Here is a 19241-nt window from a genome sequence, read left to right on the forward strand (position 1 = left end):
GGTCTTAGCGGCCACTGCTTTTGAACAGGTTGATGTAGCCGTTGACACCATGGCAGACGGCATCTGTCCTGACTTCCTCTCTTTTATAGTTTCGGATAAGGCCGCCAATGGCTTTTTCGGGCGCTTTCAAAAAATAGGTGTTCTCTTCGGAATAGGTATTTTGTATCAGCCACCGTATCATCCCCAGCATATGCGCTTTGTACCGCTCGCAACCGCCCCAGTTTTCCCGCCTGCATGACAGATACACTTCCGAGGTGACTTCATTGATCCATCCGTTTCCGCTTGTGTTCTGACCGGTACCGATCCTGCCGTAGTTCTGCATATCGTTTGGATCGTTTTTCTGCCGCGTAAAAATCGCATCAAGACATTTCAACAACGTCTTTTTATAGAGGTCGTTTTTGCTGATTTTATAAAAATCAAGAAGACTCATCACCGCCCAGCTTGTCGGAACCGCATCTGTCGGCGTGCGGTAGTCGTCCGTCAAAAAATAGGAATCTTTCGCTGCTCTTTCCCGAAAATTGTCCGCCAGTATCGCAGCGGCATCGTAGTAGCGTTGATCCGACGTTACCGTATACATTCTTGACAAGGCGAAGAGCACTTCGCCCGTATAAAGATTGGAGTATCTTTTGTCAAAAACCGGTCGGCCCGATTCGATTTTAACCTGATTGATGACGGTGCCGTCTGGGTTCCGCATGGTAAGCAGCCAGTCGGCGGCCGATACGGCGGCATCCAAATAGCGTTTCTCTTTTGTCCGTTTATAGAGATCCAACAGGGTGAAGATGGTTTTCGAAGCCGTTCCGACGACGAACCTGTCATCCTTTTTACCGGTGTCGAGGGAAAGGGAGTAATGAAATGCCCCCTTGTTGCTTCCTTTTTGAATCTGCATGGACAAGATAAATTCGGCGATCAGGGGGGTGAGTGCGGCGATGCGTTCATCCTTTTCCAAATCGTTGAGTTTTAACAGACTGTAGAGGCTGGATGAGGAGTAGGTGGTGATGACGCGTCTGTCGTAAGCGGCATCGTCGGCGGTATAGAGTTTGTGAAATCCATGGGTCTCTTTGTCCATAGCGCGCAGAAGGTACGCTTTCGCCTCCATGATCTTGGTATAGATCAGATCGCTGTCCAGATGTCGAATGACCACGACGTCGCCGATCAGCTCTTTTGCTTCACTCTTGTACTCAATCAGCGCGTGGGCCGGAGCGTCAGGGCGGGCAAAGGAGATCATCAACCTTGACGCTGCGAAATCCTTTGCACTCGGATGGGTATGGCTGGGGCCAGCAAGAAGGTCTTGGACCGCATGCTCAATCGCCTGGCGCAGCGTATGCGCTTGCCCCGTGCCTTCGCCGACGATCTCTCCATGCAAATAGGGCGTGACAGATACGGTCCAGTCACCATAAACGGCTAACACCTTGTGATCAGGAACCGGGGCAGCTGAGAAATGCGACTGCGCAACGGCGCGTGCATACGTCAACACCTCATTTCTGGTATTGTGATCGGCAATGGACTCTGCATTGCCGAAACCGATGGTTGATGCAAACCCTGTGGTGACGAACCAAAGAACGAGAATGAGGTGTCGAAACAGATTTTTCATTTTTTCTTTAACGGACTGCCATCATTCTACACGATAGCAGATTGCGGGGTTGGATTACAGGTATAGTACACCATTGGCTCTTCTATTTTCCCCGTTTGAGTGTTCCGGGGACCATTAGTGGCAAATGGTAGATGACTTGTGTGATCTGATATTGCGATCATAATAAAATATACAAATTTTCTGGAATTGCCTCGTGTCTGACGAGAGCGTTATCAAAGCTTGCCTCCCGAAGTCCGAATAAGTCGTTAGCACTTGGACAGCGGCGTCTCCAGTGTCAGATCGACGCAGAGCCGGCGCGGTTTCTGTAAAAGCAGGAAGTAGAAGATGTAGCCGAAAAAGCCGACATAGTAGAGTGCTCCGATCATCATCAGGAAGATACCGATATTGAAATGCTTTTTTTCGGCGACTAACGTGTTTTCCCTCTTTTTGGTGATGGTGCAGCCGTTCTCGTAGAACATCGCGTCGATGCGCTCCATCTTCTGCGTGTCATCCAGCTCGGAATCTTGCAATTGAACAATGTAGTCGTTAAAGAGTGCAATGCCCTGTGCAATATTTTTCCTGTCCCAGAAGTAGATAATGAGTCCGATGGGAAGAAAGAAAAGCAACATGCTGGGAGCTTTGATGAAATTTGTTATGCATAGTACCTAATCACTACCGTAACCAGCATACCTAAAAGGAACGATGAGAAGGTTATGACAAGCCTGAAACCTACTATCGGTGTAAAAAGGTTTTCCGGTTTGAGCATATGTGAAATTGCGGCATCGACTTTCCCAACCAGATAACCAGATGCGAACAGTGCAATGACTGATGCGTACTCCGCAAATTCGGCTTTTTGTCCTGCGCTATAAGGGGTGAGGAAAATCCCGACCACCCAGCCAATCGCACCGCCGAGAATAACAAGTCCAAGATTGATGGCCACGTCTGACGGTTCTTTCTTGACCCTCGTAGACAACCATGCTAAGAGAGCATATACGGACAAGATAACAATACCGCTTATTGCCAATTTGACGTTCCTATAGTTCCTTTTGTATAACGTTTAAAATGAGTAATAAAGAATCTGTTTGCGTGTTTTTGATAATCTCCACGCCATTGTCAGTTTTCATGCACTATTAATTGATCAAGAAAGTCAATCATTTCATTCTGAAAAACTTCAATGACATATTCGCTGTTTCGATGTGACAACAACACATATGTGTCATTGTCTTGTGGATTTTTTATCATCCATGATCTGTCTTTGTCAATCACAGTATTTGTAAAACCCAATTTGGAATATTGTGACTTTAGCTTCTCTTGTAAGTCTTCAAATGTGACGTCACCTTTATCGTGGATAACGATCTTGTGATTTTTATCATTGCTTATGACTGTAGTTTCTCGTATTTCTACTTTCTCTTCTTTATTGTCTGGTTCCAAATATTCAGGATGCTCTTCGATTATTATTTTATAGGTCGCTGACAGTGCGCTGACCGTGATGACGGCGATGACAATGTTTAAAACGGAGAACAAAAAGAAGAGTTCGTAGTGAATGATGGAAGAAATCAGTTTAATAGCCAAACCATACACGAAACCAAATACGAACGAAAACAATAGGGGAAAAAGAACGACTGAAACAAAGACAAAAAGTTTGTACTGTTTTGTGAAGGTCCATGCATCTGAAAAGGTCATTGCCTTGTCTACCGAGATTGACGGAAACACTAGTGAAACACGGGATACGATGATGGATAAGACTACACCAATAATCGCAATACTTAGGATAAAGCCTATGCTGTCAAACGAAGCACTTAACGATAAAACTGAAAACGCGACAAACATCATTAGCAGGCCCAGGAGAAAGCCATTGAACATAAATGACCATTCTCTTTTTGTGAATTTGTACAATCCCCATTTGGGAATACTGTCCTCCCCTAAAATAAGGATCCTGTGAGTCGAGATGGCCACCATGATATAGATAATCCAGTTGGCCAAAGCAGTGATAAACAATAGAAGTCCATTATCTATATCCGCATTACCTTTCACATAAACTATATTATTCAGATTAACATAGTCGATGATGATCATGAAGACCAAATAGATTGTAAGCGCGTTAATGAGAGCCATATGCTTTTCAAAAACAGAAGAGAGGGCCATATTTAGCATTCTTTTATACATTTATACTCCGTATTCAATTTTCTTTATTATCTCGTGATTCATCGATTTATCATCTAACGTTTAAACTCACCAATATGAACTCCCAGTGCGGAGCTCATATTGGTGTGCAGAGATTTGTTAGCTGCTCCAAGGCAGCACCACTATGACTAAAAATAATATAGGTATTGTAAAAAATACAGTCAAAGCAAGTGTTGTGAACCGTTTATAGTTCAGCTTCAGTTCTTTGACAACTGGGTCAGACAGATCATCATCGGAGTTGACAAAAGACAGAGTACGAAGGCTGTTGTATCCACCTGAGCCAAAGCCTGAAACATGTGTGATGTGTTCCCATGTTTGGTGATGATTTTCTTCAAGATAGTTTCTTAGTCTATATTCTTCTATTATGTTTAGAACCATAATAGCAATCCATGTTGGAATCATGTAGCAGTTGAATAACGTGAAAGCAAAATCCGTTTCAGTAAGGTGAGGCAAAGAAAAACGAAGGATAAATAGGCAAGCGATAAGCGTAAACCAGATTTTCCAATATAGCTTGATCTGGGGTTTTGGAATAGTGTTACTTGTCATCACTTCCTCTTCAGTTAACTATTAATTAGATTACATTTGAGTGTACTATAGAACTTTTTTGGTTAGAAAATCCTGCAAAAATAGTAACAATATGAAATATTTTAAATCTTTCGATGTGCTGTAGAATAAAAATGTATACATGATTATTATCGATATCCGGGGATGGATTAACATGTTGTGGGTCTATTAGCAGTTTTCGATGTTAATCATACATTGGAGTGGAATGGCTCTTCTTTATGACGAAGATTTGCTGGCTTACAGTTTCTTTTCCCAAAACTGCGCGCTTCCCGCTTTGGGGTCAAGCTCGTAGGCGGCGAAGCCGAATTTCCTGTAGGCACCCTGGGCGACTGCGTTATTGCCAAGCACTTCCAGGGTAATTTTGCAGCAGCCTTTTTCAGCGGCGATCTCTTCGACTTTTTCCAGCAGTTTCTGGCTGATGCCCAGCCCTCTGTATTTGGGAAGGACGGTGATGTCGTGGATGTTGACGAGGGGTTTGCAGGCGAAGGTGGAAAACCCCTCGAAACAGTTGGCCACTCCCGCCGGCTCTCCGTCGGCGTAGGCGATGACGGAGAAGGCGTAGGGGCGTTTGGAAAGTTCTGTGACCAGGTTGTGTTTTACCACATCATCCAGAGGCTTTCCGCCGCCCATAGGGTCACGCGCATAGGCGTCGAGCATCATGGGGATCTCTGCTTTGTGCTTTTCATTGGAATAATCTGCTTTGACGACTTGAATGTTCATTTTTTACCTTATGATCGGAGCAATGGATGTTAAATTATGTGCACGCGAATATGTTATGCATATTTTAGTGCAACGAAAGTAAAAAGGAAACTAATGACCTGCAAACTCCACGAGGTAATCGATTTTGTCCGTCAGTACCACCTGCTCGACGATCTGAGCGATGAAGATATCGAAGGCTACTTCCACACCTTTCACCACGCCTGCAAATGGGATAAAGAGATCCACTCCCACGACATCGACTGCGACGAGATCGGGATTATCGTCGACAAGACGAAAGAGGTGCTTGACGAAGCTTACGAGCACGAATATACCCTGCCGCAGATCTTTGAGGTCGCCAAGGCGTTCTGCGGCGTTTTCGAAGCGGCAAAGGCCCCTAAAGCGCCTGTGCCGTTTGTCATTGTCCTGCTGACCAGACTCTAAGCTGCACTTTCATACGAAACAGGCCCCCTTTCGGGGGCTGCTCCACAAAATTATTTAGCGAAATATATAACCGGTGTGAAGCACTACAGCGCGAGGCGGATGCCGACGGGGCAGTGGTCGGAGCCTTCGATGTCCTGGAGGATGAAGGCGTCTTCGAGTACCTCGGTCAGGTCGTCGGAGATGAAGAAATAGTCGATCCGCCACCCCACGTTCTTCGTGCGGGCGCTGAAACGGTAGGACCACCAGCTGTACTCCTCCTCAATGTCGCCGTGCACGTAACGGAAGGTGTCGATGTAACCGTGTTCGACGAGCTTGTCGATCCACGCGCGCTCTTCGGGCAGAAAGCCGGAGGTCTTGGCATTGGACTTGGGGTTTTTCAGATCGATCTCGCGGTGGGCTGTGTTGACGTCCCCGCAGATGACGATACTTTTGCCTTCGTCGCGCAGCGCGTCGCAGTAGGTCAAGAACTTCTCGTAAAAGGCCATCTTGTACGCGAGGCGCTCTTCGTCCTTCTGGCCGTTGGGGAAGTAGACGTTAAAGAGGGTGAAATCGTCGTAGTCATGTTGGATGATACGCCCTTCGTGCTCGCTGTCGATGTCGAGGCAGAACTCGGAGGAGTCGGGAACGAGGTGTGAGAAGGTTGCCGTACCGGAGTAGCCTTTTCGCTCGCCGCTATTGATGGTCAGCGTCGCGTAGTTGGTATCGAAGAGGTCGTCGGGGAACTGGGACGCAGTCGCTTTGATCTCCTGGAGACAGAGGATATCCGGACGGCGTTCATCGACCCATTTGAGTGCCTGCTTGTTGGCGACGGCGCGGATACCGTTGACGTTCCATGAAAGTATTTCGATTGTATCGGACATTGAATGTACCTTGTGAGAGCAGGGGAGAGGCGCAGGCAGCGCCCCGTGTAGTCGTTAGACGAAGTTGACCTTGGAGACGTGGTGCTTGAGGCCGAGTTCGGACGGCGTGCAGCCCAGGGCCAGACCGACCATCTGCTGCATGTGAAGCACCGGCATCTTGACGTCGCGGCCGACGGCGTGGCCGGCATGCTCGTACTGGGTGTCGAGTTTCAGGTGACACAGCGGGCAGGGTGTGACCATCCAGTCCGCGTTGGCATCCATTGCACCCATCAGGGCTTTACCGGTAAGCAGGGCAGCCGTTTTCGGCGCCTGGAGCTCCGCGTGGAATCCGCAGCACTTATTCTTCTCTTCGTAGTCGACGTTGACGCCGCCCAGGGTGACAATGAGGTCATCCAGGGAGTTCGGGTTGTACGGGTTCTCCGCCTTGCCGTGCGTTTCATTCTGCAGCTCGGAAGGGCGGATGTTGTGACAGCCGTAGAAGGGTGCAATGTTGAACTGGCTCAGCGGTGTGACAACCTTCTCTTTGAGCGTCTCGAGACCGAAGTCGTCGATGATCGCATAGAGGAAGTGGGTGATCTCGGAGGTACCCTTGTACTCCAGTCCGACTTCGGCGAGCTTCTCGTTGACGCGGGCTTTGAGCTCCGGGTCGTTGTCAAGGCGGTGCTTCGTCATCGCCGTATTGAGCTGGCAGGTATTACAGATGGTGACCATCGTCATCCCGCGGGCCTCCGCGTAGCAGATGTTGCGCGCATTGAGGACAAGCGACAGGAAATCGTCATAGTCCTGCAGGTGCGACGCGCCGCAGCAGGTCGCTTCGGAAAGCTCAACGAGTTCGATCCCGAGCTTTTCGGCAACGGCGTACGTCGACATCAACTGCTCCGGCGTACTCTCCTTGGCGGTACATCCTGTAAAGAGGGCGTATGTGAGTTTCTTTTCCATGACTTATCCTTAGAATTTGACCGTTGACGACGATTTGATCAGGGCCTTGACCTCGTCGAGTTTGTCCGATTTCGGCATGTTCCACGGCATAACGACTTTGCCGACCTTGAACATCTTGAATCCGACCTTTCCGTGTTTCATCAGCATCGGGACCGTACCCTCGGAGTAGCGGACGAGTTCCGCTTCATCCAGCAGACCGTGCTTCTTGATGGAGTGTGCGAAGCCGACGGCGTGGCGCGTCGCGACGTTGTTGATGGCAACGCCGTTCTCGAAGACCTGGTTATGCAGCTTCGTGATCTTTTCGATCGGGTTGACCTCTTTGGGACAGACCTCCTGGCACTCGAAACATTTGACACAGTCCCAGACACCCTGGTCCGGCGCATTGACGATGTCAAGACGATCGAGGGTCGCTTTGTCGCGCACGTCGGCGTTAAAGCGGTAGGCGGCGGCAAACGCGGCAGGCCCGATGTAGGATTCGTTGTTCTCAAGCGACGGACAGGAGTAGTGGCACAGACCGCACTGGATACAGTAGTCGGCCTCGAGCAACTGCGCTTCCTCTTTCGGTGTGACGAGGTTTTCGCTCTCCGGGTGTTCGTCGATCTCGTCGATGAGATAGGGTTTGACCTGCTCGTGCTTCTTCCAGAAGTCCTCTTTGTCGATGATCATGTCCTTGACCGCGCGCTTGATGCTGAGCGGCTCGAGGGTCAGCTCGGTGCCGAAGAGCTCGATCAGGTCGTTCATGCGCTCTTTACAGGCCAGGACGCCTTTGCCGTTGACTTTGATGGCACAGGCGCCGCAGATCCCGTGGCGGCAGCTGCGGCGGTAGCTGAAGCTACCGTCGACGTCCCACTTGATGCGGTTGAGGATATCGAGGACGACCTCTTCGGAGGTGACCTCCATCTCGATCGTCTTGTAGTGGGGAAGGTAGTCCGTTTCGGAGTTGAAGCGGAACACGTTGAATGTAATGGTTTGTGTAGTAATAGTCGTCATCATCTTCCCCTTAGTATGTACGCTCTTGCGGTTCGAATTTGCCCGGTGTGACCGCCATGTAGTCGAGGCTGATCTCACCGTTTGCATCCATGTACGCCATAGTGTGCTTCATGAAGGCTTCGTCGTCGCGTGTCGTGAAGTCCTCGCGGTAGTGCGCGCCGCGGCTCTCTTTGCGCGCCAGGGCGCTTTCAACGATGAAGAGGGCATAGTCAAGCATGTGGCCCAGTTCGATCGCTTCTTGGAGGTCCGTGTTGAAGATCTTGGACTTGTCGTCGATACGGATGTTTTCGAAGCGCTTGCGCAGTGCTTTGACGATCTCGACCTGCTTGGAGAGGGTCTCCTCGGTACGGAAGACGCCGGCATTGTCGGTCATGCTCTGCTGCAGTTCGTTACGCAGGCCCGGTACCGTCTCTTTGCCGTTATTGGTGAGGATACGCTCCATCTCTGCGATCATCGTGTCGGCATCGGACTGTTCCGCCTCGCGGAGGTAGAGCGTCTCGATGTCATTGACCATGCTCTGACCGACGTGGCGGCCGAAGAGCAGGGCTTCGAGGACGGAGTTGGCACCGAGGCGGTTCGCACCGTGGACGCTGACGCAGGCACATTCACCCGCCGCGTAGAAGCCTTCGACGAGTTCGTCGTTGTTCTTGCGGACGTGTCCGTCGATATCGACCGGGATACCGCCCATGGAGTAGTGCGCCGTCGCGGAGATAAGAATGGGCTCTTTGATCATGTCGAGGCCGAGGAAGGTGATAGCCAGGTCGCGCAGCTCGGGCAGGCGCTCCATGATCTTCTCTTTGCCCAGGTGGGTCAGGTCGATGTAGACGGCGTCTTTGCGCGGTCCGACCCCGCGCCCTTCGCGGATCTCGTTGATGATGGCGCGGGCGACGACGTCGCGGGAAGCCAGTTCAAGCTTGTTCGGCGCGTAGCGCTCCATGAAGCGCTCGCCTTCGGAGTTGAGCAGTTTTCCGCCTTCGCCGCGGGCCGCCTCGGAGATGAGGATACCGCTGCCCGAAAGGCCTGACGGGTGGAACTGGACGAATTCCATGTCCTCCAGCGGGAGGCCGTGGCGCGCAACGATGGAGAGGCCGTCACCGGTATTGGCGTGGGCGTTGGAGCTGATCTTGAACGCGCGGGCGTAACCGCCGGTGGCGAACATAACGGCCTTGGCGTTGAAGATCGCCTTTTCCTGGTTACGAATATTGAAGGCGACGACACCGCTGACCTTGCCGTCTTCGTAAATAATGTCGGCGGCGTACCACTCGTCGATGAAGTCGACGCCGACGCGCAGCGCCTGCTCGTAGATCGTCTGAAGCAGGGTCAGACCCGTACGGTCTTTCGCGAAACAGGCGCGCGGGGAGGACTGGCCTCCGAAGGGGCGCTGGGCGATCTTACCGTCGTCGGTACGGCTGAAGGCCGCTCCCATGCGCTCTGCCCAGCGGATCGTTTCCGGGGCTTTCTGACACATCAGCTCAACCGCGTCCTGGTCGGCGAGGTAGTCCGCACCCTTGACGGTGTCGAATTCGTGCAGCTCGATGCTGTCGACATCGCTGAGCGCAGCGTTGATACCGCCCTGCGCCGCACCGGAGTGCGAACGCAGCGGGTGGAGTTTGGTAATGACGGCGACGTTCTTGCCGGCTTGTTTCAGCTCTCTGGCAGCCGCAGAACCTGCCAGACCGGAACCGACGATTACCGCATCATAAGTATAAATAGGAATACTCATAACCTTCCTTCGTAAACGTAAATATGCGTCAGATTATAGCGATTGAAAGGGTAGGTTTCGGTTAAACGGTTCTGGCTGGAGAGCGGAAGGGAAAGGTGTTACAAAATGAACCAGAAAGGCCCACAAATGGGGCCTTTGGAGGGAAAATCTATAACATTTTCGTATTGTTATTCGTATCGGAAACGCAGTTACCGCCCTTCTCCTGAGCCATTCTCAGGCGCTCTTTGGCGTTTTTGACGGCATCGTCGAGGGTCTGGGAGGCGGTTTTTGAGGCAAAGCCGCCGCTGAGCGTGATGGGGAAGGAGTCGTGTGGCATTTTGAAACGGTTCTCTTCGATCATCTGTCTGATATGGTTACACTCTTCCAGCGCTTTATGTTTGTCGCTGCGCAGCAGTACGGCAATGAACTGGCCGCCGTGGATGCGTCCGATCTGGTCATTTTGCATTTTGTGCAGTTTCATGATGGAGGTGATCTTGATCAAAATCGGGTCGATGACGCTCTGCGGGAAATGGTTGACAAGCTTGGAATAGTTGTCGATCTCGAAGATGCAGACGAAGGCGTGCATATCCTTGGAGGCTTTCGGCCGGCGGTCAAAGCCGATTTTCACCCCTTCGTAGTTGGGGAGCTGCGTCACCTCATCCTTCTTGCCGTTGGCGGAAGCTGCGTCACCGCTCTCCTGGCGTATTTTCAAAGCGATGGTGTTGATCTCGGTCGTTTTGAACTTGACCGAGGCGCGGGTGGCTCCCTCCTGGGGCTGAAGCGCATAAATGTCACCCAGAATCGTTTTAGAGGCGTTGCGGGCAGCGGTCATGACGACGAAGCCCCAAAGCAGGACCAGGATCAGCATCGCGCCTACGAGCAGGCTGTACTGGTAGAGGGTGTTGTTCTGCAGCTTGGTCAGCGGGTAGAAGAGCGTGGTATAGTTTTCGATGGCTCTGAGCATGTCGTCGCGTCTGGAAGGGGAATCGACGCTGGCGTTGAAATAGGCCGAGGCCGATGCGTTCAGGACTCTGTCACGTTCGCGGAGCAGGTTGGTGTATTTGCTGCGGGTTTTCGCCTCTCTGAAGATAAGGCTGTTGGCGATCTCGTAGACGTTCTCGCTGTCGAGGGCGTCGATCAGGATCGGCAGGCGGCTGAGGACGCCGCTGGCGCGGATACGGTCGAGGGCGGGGTCCGCACGGTCCATCTTTGCGAGGGAGTGGACGAGCCTCTCCTGCTCAGCCATATTGTCGATCCGCTTGTAGGTAGCATAGGAACTGGCGAGGAGCAATCCGCTCAGAAGGGTGAACAGTATGAGCAGCGTTGCGTTGAACTGCACCGAACTTAGGAGCTTCTTGATCGACGTTTTCATTGATGTCCTGTATGTGGTTTTTTACTAATTTTAATTGGTGTTTTATTAAGTGACACTTATGACACTCCCTGCGTAAAGGCGCCGCAAGCGAGAGTGGAGTAAAATTCTCCTCTTATTATGGATCTGGAAAAACGTTTTATCGCTTCCGTCTCCGCTGCGTCAAAGCAGATCGGGGATGACGGGGCCGTGATCGGTTCTACTGTCTATTCGAACGATGCATTCATCGAGGGGACGCATTTCAAACGCGCCTGGATGACGCCGCGCCAGATTGCCTACAAGGCATTCGCGGTCAACATCTCGGATGCCGTGGCGATGAATGCCGTGCCGCGTTACGCCCTGCTTGCAATCGGTATTCCATCCTCGTTCACTGCGGGCGAGGTGGATGCCCTGGCGGCGGGCTTCGTCGAGGCCTCGGCGGCCTTCGGATGCGAACTCATCGGCGGGGATACCGTCAAAAGCGAGCGGCTCATCATTTCGCTGACCATCGTCTCGGAAACGCGGCATCCGCTGCGACGCAGCGGGATTAAGAGGGGCGATCTGCTGGCCTTCACGGGCAGCGTCGGCAAAGCAAAGCGGGAGCTGCAGTATCTGCTGGCGGGCCGCAGGGCGCACGCGCAGTCGCACTATGTGCGGCCGCGGCTGCGCCGGGAGTTCATCGCCGATGCCGCGCCATATCTACGGGCGGGGATGGACATCTCGGACGGGATCTACACCGACCTGCAGCGCCTGGCCGACCTCAACCGGACAGGCTTCTCCTTTTTCCGCCCCCTCGGCAAATCGGCGGGGTGCAGCGGGGAGGAGTACGAGATGCTCGTCGCTTTCCCGCCGCGGATGCGCAAGCGCGTCGAGTATCTGGCGCGCAAACACCGAACGCCATTGACCGTTTTCGCCCGGGCCGCACGGACCCGCTACAAAAACCCGTGCAAATCACACCACTTTTAAAGAGTACCATGGACCGTTTCTACTACCTGCAGCATGCACCGATTCCCTTCGTTTTCAAACAGAGCGTACGCGACTTTGTCGTCAACGAAATTCCGCTTTACCCTTTTACGGGCAACGGCGAACACCTCATCTTGCATGTGCGCAAAAAGAACCTCTCCACCTGGGACCTCATCTCCCTGCTGGCGAAGTACCTCGGCATCAAAGGCAAGGAGATCGGGTACGCCGGTCTCAAAGACAAGAACGCGATGACGACGCAGTACATCTCGCTGCCGAAGAAGTTTGAGAAGAAACTGGAGGGGTTCAGCCACGAGAACGTGAAGATTCTCGAGAAGACCTACCACAAGAACAAGATCCACATGGGACACCTCAAGGGGAACCGCTTTTTTATCCGTCTCAAGAAGGTGACACCGACGGCGGCCAAGAAGATCGACGAGGCGCTGAAACAGATCGCCGCCTACGGCATGCCGAACTTTTTCGGTTATCAGCGGTTCGGCATCGGCGGGGAGAACTGGAAGAAGGGTGAGGCCCTGCTGCGCGGAAAGATCAAGGAGCGCAACGTCAAGCTGAAACGGCTTTATATTAATGCATATCAAAGCCACCTCTTCAACCTCTGGCTGAGCCGCCGCATCGAGGTGAGTACGCTGATCGGCAACTTTGATGCCAAAGAGATATCGCCGCTGCTCAACATCCCCGAAGATCAGCTGCAAAAGCTGGCGCAGCAGCCGCACCCCTACAAGCTCATCGAGGGGGACGTCATGATGCACTACCCGCACGGCCGCCCTTTCGAATTCGACGGTGATGCGGAGGATATCGAACGCTTCAACGAGCGCGACATTGTTCCGACGGGCCTGCTGGTCGGCAAACGGGCCAAACGCTCCACGGGGCTCTCCCGGGACTTCGAAAAGGCGTATGACGCCGTCCACGAGATCGACGGTCAGCGCCGTTATGCCTGGGTTTTTCCCGAAGAGGTTGAGGGCAAATACCGTGAGGAGGAAGCCTGGTACGAACTGCACTTTACGCTCCCCAAAGGCTCCTACGCGACCGTACTGATCGAAGAGATCGCCAAACGCAAAATTGATAACGACGAGGAAGCATGACACGCCATATCACCAACACCATTTCGCAGCAGTTCGGGCGCTTCGCGTCCAAAGAGTTCCCCCGCTGGTTCCAAAAAATCGTCAACCAGGGGTACGTCAGCATCATGGGGCTGGACATGAGCGAGTTCTACGCACCCTCCACCTATCGTTCCCTCAACGCGCTCTTCACCCGCACTCTCAAGGCCTCGCGCCATTTCTCTAATGACGCAGACGACCTTATCTCACCGTGCGACAGCCTGATCACCGAATGCGGGGACCTCGATGCGACGCGGGCGCTGCAGATCAAGGGGATGTCCTACTGCGTCCGGGAGCTGCTGGGGAGCGAGATCAACGATGCGAACAAGGAGCGCATCGAGCACGGACAGTTCATGAACTTCTACCTCTCGCCCCGCGACTACCACCGCTACCACGTGCCGACGAATATGAAGGTGCTTAAGGCGGTGCATATCCCCGGCAAGCTCTACCCTGTCAATATGCCTTCGCTCAACAAGCGTGCCGACCTCTTTATCGAAAACGAGCGGGTCGTCCTGGAGTGCGAGAGCCAGCAGGGTAAGCTTATTTACCTCGTCCTTGTGGGTGCACTCAACGTCGGGAAGATGCAGGTCAGTTTCGAGCCGCGCATCCAGACGAATGCGGACGCCCAGCAGCCGACCGCGTACGCCTTTGATGATCTCTATCTGAAAAAAGGGGACGATTTCGGCTGCTTCGAGATGGGATCGACCATTGTCATGATCACCGAAAAAGCGGGGATGGCGTTGAGCGTGGAAGCTGGCCGGAAGGTCCGCTTCGGCGATACGATTGCGAAACTCTCCTGAAACGGCAGTCGGCGCTTTAGTTTAACGTGATGAGCGGCGATTCCGTTGAGAACTCGAACCCCTTCTCCATAAAGAGGCGGACACAGGCTTCGACCGCCTCGGGGTCGAAGGCGCTTCCCTTACCCTCCTGAATTTCCCGCATCGCCGTCTCAATACCCCGTGCCGAACGGTAAGGCCGGTGAGACGAGATGGCGTCGACCGTATCAGCGATGGCGATGATCTTCGCTTCAAGCAAGATGGCATCGCCTTTCAGCCCCTGGGGATAGCCGCTGCCGTTAAGACGCTCGTGATGCTGCAAAATGATCTGCGCGATCGGCCAGGGGAAGTTGACGTCTTTGACGATGTCGTATCCGGCTTCCGGGTGGGTCTGGATCAGCTGGTACTCGATATTGCTCAGTCTGCCGGGTTTCGAGAGGATCTCCGCTGGGATATGGATCTTGCCGAGATCGTGTATGATTCCGGCGAAACCGATTCCGCGGATCCGCTCATCATCCAGCCCCATCTCCCGGGCGATCGCCGTGGCAAGCTCGGCAACGCGATTTTGATGCCCGGCGGTGTATGGGTCGCGTGATTCGACCGTCGCGGCGATGGCCTGGATGGATTGCTCCAGACTTTCGCGCAGCAGGGCTTCGTGGCGGTCATGCGCCGCACGCGTGCGCAGATTGAGGATCCCATAGGCGAGGTCTCCGGCAAGCTCTTCGAGCAGAGAGACTTCATCATTGTCAAAGGGCTCCGAAAGGGTTGAATAGATGCTCAGAGACCCGAATACCCTGCCGTCGTCAAAAAGGGGAAGGGCAATATTTGAAACGTAGCCTTGCATGGCGGCAGCTTGTTTCCATTCGGGATAGCAGTCGCTGCTCCCGATGTCTCGACAGATATTCGTCTTCCTCTCCCGGACCGCCGTGCCGGCCGGGAAACGCCCCCGACCGTCGCGTCACAGCGCTGATCTTCAATCCAGTACTCCTGTTTTTTGTAGCCGGCCCAGGCGACGGGATTTAGCCGTTTGTCGGGACCGTTTTCAACATAATGGACAACGGCCAGGCTGTAGCCGCCGTATTCGACGATCACCCTTGTGGCATCGCGAAGAAGCATTTTTTCATCCGTCGCACGTACCAGAGCAAGATTGCCCTCTGATAGCGTTCGAAGGGCACGGTTGGCTCTGTTCAGTGCGGCTTCGGACGCCTTTGCTTCACTGATGTCGCGTACGATGGCAAGGAAATAGGGTTTATCGACTTTCGTGATCGAAATACTGACCTCTACGGGAAAAGTCGAACCGTCTCTCCGGCGGTTGATGCTTTCAAAACGCATATTGTCGTCTTGATCTATACCTGCTATGATGCTTTTGGTCCGTTCCGGGGTGATGTTGGGGTCGATGTCAAGTACGGACTTCTTCATCAATGTCTCGCGGCTGTAGCCGAGTTGGCGGCAAGCCGTTTCATTAATATCCAGAAAGCGCATTGTTTCCGGGTCGACGATGTGGACGGCATCCATCGATTTGTCAAAAAGAGAGTGGAAAAGTTCAAGCTGTTCCAGGAGTTTCCGCTGCTCTGTAATATCCATACCGATCGAAAGAAGCCCCTCCGTATTACCATGGGCGTCCTGGAGTCTTTTGTCGTACCATTCGATCTGGCGGGCTTCCCCTTCCCGTGTCATAATGGCATTGCTGTAACCGTTTGTTGGCAGATCAGACAGCGCATGCTGAAAAAGGTTTTCGGCATGTTCCCGGTCTGTTTCCGGTATGAAGAGTTCGAACCACGACCGGTCCTTCACCTCATCGAATGCATAGCCTGATAGCGTTTCCATATATCGGTTGAAACGGGTAATCCGCCCTTTCAAGTCGCGTACCAATATGATCGCCGGCGCGGTTTCGACAAGATCGCGATTGAAATCCCGTTCGCGGAGGATCTGCCGCTCAACATTTTTACGTTTGGTGATGTCGATGCCGATGCCGATAATGGCATCGCCGCCGGGCAACACGACTTGCTTGGTTGTCAGGGCATAGTGGCGGATGCCGTTTTTTGTCAGCAGGCGGGCTTCGGATGTGCTGTTGCCGTCCGCGAGGGTTTCGGAGAGACGGTGCTTTACCTGCTCTTTGTCCCCGTCATGAACAAATTGCAGTGCACTGGAATGCCGCAGTTGTTCGGGCGCTATACCCATCAGCTGTTCTACCCGTTTATTCCACTGAATGAGACGCCCCTGCTTGTCGATCAGGAAAAAGATGTCGGGAATACTCTCGATCAGCTTTTCGGAGAAGTGCTTTTCTTGGCGGAGCATATGCTCTGCATGTTTTTGATCCGTTATGTTCTCAAGAATATGAATAGAATAGAGGTAGGTTCCGGCCTCACTGCTCACGACGTAGGAACGGGACCGGAACAGGGTGCTTCCGACCCGGACCTCATCTTCTGCCGAATCGGTATGTGCATCCTCTTTTGCTCGTCTGCAATGAGGCAACGGACCGTCGTTTATCGGGAAAACGTCATAGTAGAATTGACCGATAATTTGCGGGTAGGAGAGACCGGCATAGTGTTGATAGGCTTTATTACAGCGTATGATGCGAAAGTCTTTGTCGTGGAGAAAGATGGGATCCTGGATGACATCGAGTGCTGTAATCCATTCATTAAGGGCACGCTCAATTTGCTCTGCAGGCGGGTATTCCATTTATCTCCTTCCACATACCATATGCACATATGTATTCTTAAATATGTGAAACAGTTTTTATCCATTATACTTCATTGGCAATTTAAAATGAAATAGTGGTGATGAGAAGTTGATGTCATTGAGGCTGCGGGGTGACTGATGCTATGATAGATTTGGGTCGACCATCGTGATGATCACGATAAAACGGCGAAATGTCGGCGGTTCCGAAAGTGCGGTTGTCCCCGCCCGGGGAAAATTAGAAGCGGTAGCGCATACCGGCGTAGAACGCCCGGGGAGGGGCGACCCTGACCGTGGCGTCTTCCGCCATCGTCGCCAATGCGGATGAATTGATGTTGACGAACTGGTAGTATTTTCTATCCAGCAGGTTGTCGAATCGTGCGAACATTTCAAAAGCGTCGCTGAAGCGGTATTCGCCGATCAGGTTAACGACCTCGTATCCGCTCAGTTTGTGCGCATTGACCTCATCCGCATAATAACTGCTTTTTGCCAGCAGCTCCGTGATAAGTGTCGCTTTGGAGTTCGGCTGGTAATAGAGTGTCAGTTTGACGGTGTGTTTGGGCGTTCTCGGCACCTGGTTGCCGGAGAGGTCTATGCGTTCGAAGTCGCCCGTGAGCGGCCCTCTGCCGTCGGGGTCCGCGGTGACCTGCTGGGAGAGCCAGTAGCGTGTAAAGACCGCGTCGAGGTAGGTATAGGCCAGGTCAAACGCGACCGTTTTGCTCCGGTCGCTCTGCACGGAGAGCTCGAAGCCCCTGCTGCGCATATCCCCGACGTTGTCGTAGTTGCTTTCGTTCTCATCGTCGGAGGTGATATAGCTCCCGGCGATTCTTCCGATGTAATCTTTCCGGTCGAGTTGGTAGACCGATGCGTTATAGGTGAGTCCGGCATACCGGCCGCGCAGGCCGATCTCATAGTTGTAGGATGTCTCTATACCGATCTTCGAGGGAATATCCACAGCCGGATTCTCCCGCAGGGTCGCCTGGTTGTTGCTCATCTGGCGTACCGTCGGGGTCCTGAAACCGGTGGAAACACTGGCGTAAAGCGCATTGTTTTTGGAAAGAGCGTAGTTGAAACCGGCCCGGTAGGAGACGACGTCATAGGAGGGTTTGACGTTGTTGGCGCTCTCTTGATGGTCGATGTACCGCTGCTGGATGTTGTCGTAGCGGATATTGAAAGTGGTTGTCAGGTCCTTGACCACTTCGAGTTTCATCTCGCCGTACAGCGCGTTGATATCCTCCTCTGTCGCGTAATCGGACTGGAGGCTGCCGTCGGCCGCGAGGTATGCCCGTTCATCGGTGGTGTTTCTTTGGAGGTCGAATCCGGTCATGAGACCCAGGATGTCAAAGGCCGTGCGGTATTCGCCTTTGGCGCCGTTCTGGTTCCAGATTTCATTCTTGTCCGTTTTCGTCCGTGCCGTTTTATAGGTCTTGTCATCGATGTAGGTATGGACATTGAGCATCAGGTTCGAATCTTCACCGAAGGAGTTGGAGTAGGTGACGAACCCTTTGGTCAGGTCGGTCTTGTAGTAGCCGCTGTACGAATACTCGTTTTCGCTCCGGGGGTCGGTTTTCGCCGCGAGGGTCCCGTGGACGCTGTTGCCGTCACCCGTTTCGCGTTTGGTATAGTCAAGCCCCAGCGTTATGTCGCTGGTGTCATTGAGGTAATAGGAGTATTTCCCGTTGATCGATTTAACCGAGACGTAGGATTCATCCCAGTAGCCGTCACTGCCCCTGTAGCTTCCCTGCAGCTGGAGCGCGGAGTTTTCGAAGCTCTGATTGGTCGTTGCCATCAGGCGTTTCGAGTTGAAGCTTCCGGCTTCCGCTTCGGCTTTCGACGAAGAGACGGCTTTAGCTTTCTTGGTCGTGATGATGACCGCGCCGGCGAGGGCGTCGTTGCCGTAGAGGTAAGACGCGCCCCCCTTGATGACTTTGATCGATTCGATATTGTCCAGGTCGATGTTGATCTTGCCCGAGGTCTCCTGGACCGGGACGCCGTCGATGACGATGGCGACGCCGGGCTGTTCGCCCATGTACATCTGGTTCTCGATTCCCCGGATATGGACTTTGACGCTGTCGGTGCCGACGTTGGAGAGGGTGACACCCGGTACGCTGTTCAGGATGTCCGTAATGGTGTGCGGGTTGATCTTTTCAACCTCTTCGCCCGTAATGGTCATGGTGTTTGAAACGCCCGTTTTTGAATCGACGCCGTCGTCGATCGTCGTAGACTCGACGGTCACGGCACCGATTGCGATGCTCTCGTCAGCATGGATTGCGGCGCTGTTCCCGAGCAGGAAACAGAGCAGGGCTGTACTTTTTGCCAGATGGTTTATGTTCATAGCTCTCTTTCTAATTTTTGTGTTAATGCGGATTGTTGCAACAGAGTGTTAATTAAATGTTAAATTAAATATATTT

Annotated in this window: 18 protein-coding genes; 4 read left to right on the top strand and 14 right to left on the bottom strand. The window is 52.8% G+C overall.

Annotation, left to right across the window (positions count from 1 at the left end; all coding sequences use genetic code 11):
• Window positions 1–4 precede the first annotated feature (4 nt).
• The 6 genes from WCX72_RS05975 to WCX72_RS06000 form a co-directional block, all read right to left on the bottom strand.
• Window positions 5–1591 carry a hypothetical protein gene (locus WCX72_RS05975; RefSeq protein WP_345971397.1) on the bottom strand — a complete coding sequence of 529 codons (1587 nt, stop codon included), beginning with the start codon at window positions 1589–1591 and terminating at the stop codon, window positions 5–7.
• A 245-nt stretch (window positions 1592–1836) separates the two neighbouring features.
• On the bottom strand, window positions 1837–2199 hold the full coding sequence (locus WCX72_RS05980; RefSeq protein WP_345971398.1) for a hypothetical protein: 363 nt from the start codon (window positions 2197–2199) through the stop codon (window positions 1837–1839).
• 23 nt (window positions 2200–2222) lie between these two features.
• Entirely contained in the window at window positions 2223–2510 is a 288-nt protein-coding gene (locus WCX72_RS05985; protein WP_345971399.1) for a hypothetical protein, read from the bottom strand.
• Between the two features lie 173 nt (window positions 2511–2683).
• Window positions 2684–3736, bottom strand: a complete 1053-nt coding sequence (locus WCX72_RS05990; RefSeq protein WP_345971400.1) for a hypothetical protein — start codon at window positions 3734–3736, stop codon at window positions 2684–2686.
• A 117-nt stretch (window positions 3737–3853) separates the two neighbouring features.
• Window positions 3854–4303: a hypothetical protein gene (locus WCX72_RS05995; protein WP_345971401.1), complete on the bottom strand. Its 450-nt coding sequence runs from the start codon at window positions 4301–4303 to the stop codon at window positions 3854–3856.
• A 252-nt stretch (window positions 4304–4555) separates the two neighbouring features.
• Window positions 4556–5038 (bottom strand): GNAT family N-acetyltransferase, encoded by a 483-nt coding sequence (locus tag WCX72_RS06000; RefSeq protein ID WP_345971402.1) that lies wholly within the window; start codon window positions 5036–5038, stop codon window positions 4556–4558.
• A 93-nt stretch (window positions 5039–5131) separates the two neighbouring features.
• Here WCX72_RS06000 and WCX72_RS06005 point away from each other — a divergent pair, with 93 nt between their 5' ends.
• Entirely contained in the window at window positions 5132–5458 is a 327-nt protein-coding gene (locus WCX72_RS06005; RefSeq protein WP_345971404.1) for a hypothetical protein, read from the top strand.
• An 83-nt stretch (window positions 5459–5541) separates the two neighbouring features.
• Here WCX72_RS06005 and WCX72_RS06010 read toward each other — a convergent pair whose 3' ends face one another.
• From WCX72_RS06010 to WCX72_RS06030, 5 genes are all read right to left on the bottom strand, one after another.
• Complete coding sequence (locus WCX72_RS06010) at window positions 5542–6318, bottom strand: exodeoxyribonuclease III (protein WP_345971405.1); 777 nt, start codon at window positions 6316–6318, stop codon at window positions 5542–5544.
• A 54-nt stretch (window positions 6319–6372) separates the two neighbouring features.
• Window positions 6373–7257, bottom strand: a complete 885-nt coding sequence (locus tag WCX72_RS06015; protein ID WP_345971406.1) for a CoB--CoM heterodisulfide reductase iron-sulfur subunit B family protein — start codon at window positions 7255–7257, stop codon at window positions 6373–6375.
• A gap of 9 nt (window positions 7258–7266) precedes the next feature.
• Window positions 7267–8247 (bottom strand): succinate dehydrogenase iron-sulfur subunit, encoded by a 981-nt coding sequence (gene sdhB / locus WCX72_RS06020; protein WP_345971527.1) that lies wholly within the window; start codon window positions 8245–8247, stop codon window positions 7267–7269.
• Window positions 8248–8257: 10 nt separating this feature from the next.
• A complete protein-coding gene (gene sdhA / locus WCX72_RS06025) occupies window positions 8258–9970 on the bottom strand; it encodes a succinate dehydrogenase flavoprotein subunit (protein ID WP_345971407.1) in 1713 nt (570 codons plus the stop codon).
• A gap of 148 nt (window positions 9971–10118) precedes the next feature.
• Window positions 10119–11321, bottom strand: a complete 1203-nt coding sequence (locus tag WCX72_RS06030) for a diguanylate cyclase (protein WP_345971408.1) — start codon at window positions 11319–11321, stop codon at window positions 10119–10121.
• A gap of 117 nt (window positions 11322–11438) precedes the next feature.
• On the opposite strand from WCX72_RS06030, the gene WCX72_RS06035 reads away from it, so the two are divergent.
• From WCX72_RS06035 to WCX72_RS06045, 3 genes are read left to right on the top strand one after another with little or no spacing between them, the layout of a single operon-like run.
• Window positions 11439–12263 carry a thiamine-phosphate kinase gene (locus WCX72_RS06035; protein ID WP_345971409.1) on the top strand — a complete coding sequence of 275 codons (825 nt, stop codon included), beginning with the start codon at window positions 11439–11441 and terminating at the stop codon, window positions 12261–12263.
• 8 nt (window positions 12264–12271) lie between these two features.
• A complete protein-coding gene (gene truD, locus WCX72_RS06040) occupies window positions 12272–13360 on the top strand; it encodes a tRNA pseudouridine(13) synthase TruD (RefSeq protein WP_345971411.1) in 1089 nt (362 codons plus the stop codon).
• Complete coding sequence (locus WCX72_RS06045) at window positions 13357–14175, top strand: phosphatidylserine decarboxylase (RefSeq protein WP_345971412.1); 819 nt, start codon at window positions 13357–13359, stop codon at window positions 14173–14175. The genes truD and WCX72_RS06045 overlap by 4 nt, the downstream gene beginning before the upstream one ends.
• A 16-nt stretch (window positions 14176–14191) precedes the next feature.
• On the opposite strand, the gene WCX72_RS06050 is transcribed toward WCX72_RS06045, so the two are convergent.
• From WCX72_RS06050 to WCX72_RS06060, 3 genes are all read right to left on the bottom strand, one after another.
• On the bottom strand, window positions 14192–15040 hold the full coding sequence (locus WCX72_RS06050; RefSeq protein WP_345971528.1) for an HD domain-containing phosphohydrolase: 849 nt from the start codon (window positions 15038–15040) through the stop codon (window positions 14192–14194).
• Window positions 14929–16833, bottom strand: coding sequence for a PAS domain S-box protein (locus WCX72_RS06055; RefSeq protein ID WP_345971413.1), 1905 nt, complete (start codon window positions 16831–16833; stop codon window positions 14929–14931). The genes WCX72_RS06050 and WCX72_RS06055 overlap by 112 nt, the downstream gene beginning before the upstream one ends.
• A 235-nt stretch (window positions 16834–17068) precedes the next feature.
• Entirely contained in the window at window positions 17069–19165 is a 2097-nt protein-coding gene (locus WCX72_RS06060) for a TonB-dependent receptor (protein WP_345971414.1), read from the bottom strand.
• Between the last annotated feature and the right edge of the window lie 76 nt (window positions 19166–19241).

It is taken from the genome of Thiomicrolovo immobilis (assembly GCF_039645955.1).
GTDB classification, from domain to species: domain Bacteria; phylum Campylobacterota; class Campylobacteria; order Campylobacterales; family Sulfurimonadaceae; genus Thiomicrolovo; species Thiomicrolovo diazotrophicus.

What these genes read in the sequence shown, in the direction of transcription:
- sdhA (WP_345971407.1), bottom strand. Translation starts at nt 9,970, where the DNA reads ATGAGTATTCCTATTTATACTTATGATGCGGTAATCGTCGGTTCCGGT.
- WCX72_RS06000 (WP_345971402.1), bottom strand. Translation starts at nt 5,038, where the DNA reads ATGAACATTCAAGTCGTCAAAGCAGATTATTCCAATGAAAAGCACAAA.
- truD (WP_345971411.1), top strand. Translation starts at nt 12,272, where the DNA reads ATGGACCGTTTCTACTACCTGCAGCATGCACCGATTCCCTTCGTTTTC.
- WCX72_RS05975 (WP_345971397.1), bottom strand. Translation starts at nt 1,591, where the DNA reads ATGAAAAATCTGTTTCGACACCTCATTCTCGTTCTTTGGTTCGTCACC.
- WCX72_RS06015 (WP_345971406.1), bottom strand. Translation starts at nt 7,257, where the DNA reads ATGGAAAAGAAACTCACATACGCCCTCTTTACAGGATGTACCGCCAAG.
- WCX72_RS05990 (WP_345971400.1), bottom strand. Translation starts at nt 3,736, where the DNA reads ATGTATAAAAGAATGCTAAATATGGCCCTCTCTTCTGTTTTTGAAAAG.
- sdhB (WP_345971527.1), bottom strand. Translation starts at nt 8,247, where the DNA reads ATGACGACTATTACTACACAAACCATTACATTCAACGTGTTCCGCTTC.
- WCX72_RS06060 (WP_345971414.1), bottom strand. Translation starts at nt 19,165, where the DNA reads ATGAACATAAACCATCTGGCAAAAAGTACAGCCCTGCTCTGTTTCCTG.
- WCX72_RS06055 (WP_345971413.1), bottom strand. Translation starts at nt 16,833, where the DNA reads ATGGAATACCCGCCTGCAGAGCAAATTGAGCGTGCCCTTAATGAATGG.
- WCX72_RS05980 (WP_345971398.1), bottom strand. Translation starts at nt 2,199, where the DNA reads ATGTTGCTTTTCTTTCTTCCCATCGGACTCATTATCTACTTCTGGGAC.
- WCX72_RS06010 (WP_345971405.1), bottom strand. Translation starts at nt 6,318, where the DNA reads ATGTCCGATACAATCGAAATACTTTCATGGAACGTCAACGGTATCCGC.
- WCX72_RS06045 (WP_345971412.1), top strand. Translation starts at nt 13,357, where the DNA reads ATGACACGCCATATCACCAACACCATTTCGCAGCAGTTCGGGCGCTTC.
- WCX72_RS06035 (WP_345971409.1), top strand. Translation starts at nt 11,439, where the DNA reads ATGGATCTGGAAAAACGTTTTATCGCTTCCGTCTCCGCTGCGTCAAAG.
- WCX72_RS06030 (WP_345971408.1), bottom strand. Translation starts at nt 11,321, where the DNA reads ATGAAAACGTCGATCAAGAAGCTCCTAAGTTCGGTGCAGTTCAACGCA.
- WCX72_RS06005 (WP_345971404.1), top strand. Translation starts at nt 5,132, where the DNA reads ATGACCTGCAAACTCCACGAGGTAATCGATTTTGTCCGTCAGTACCAC.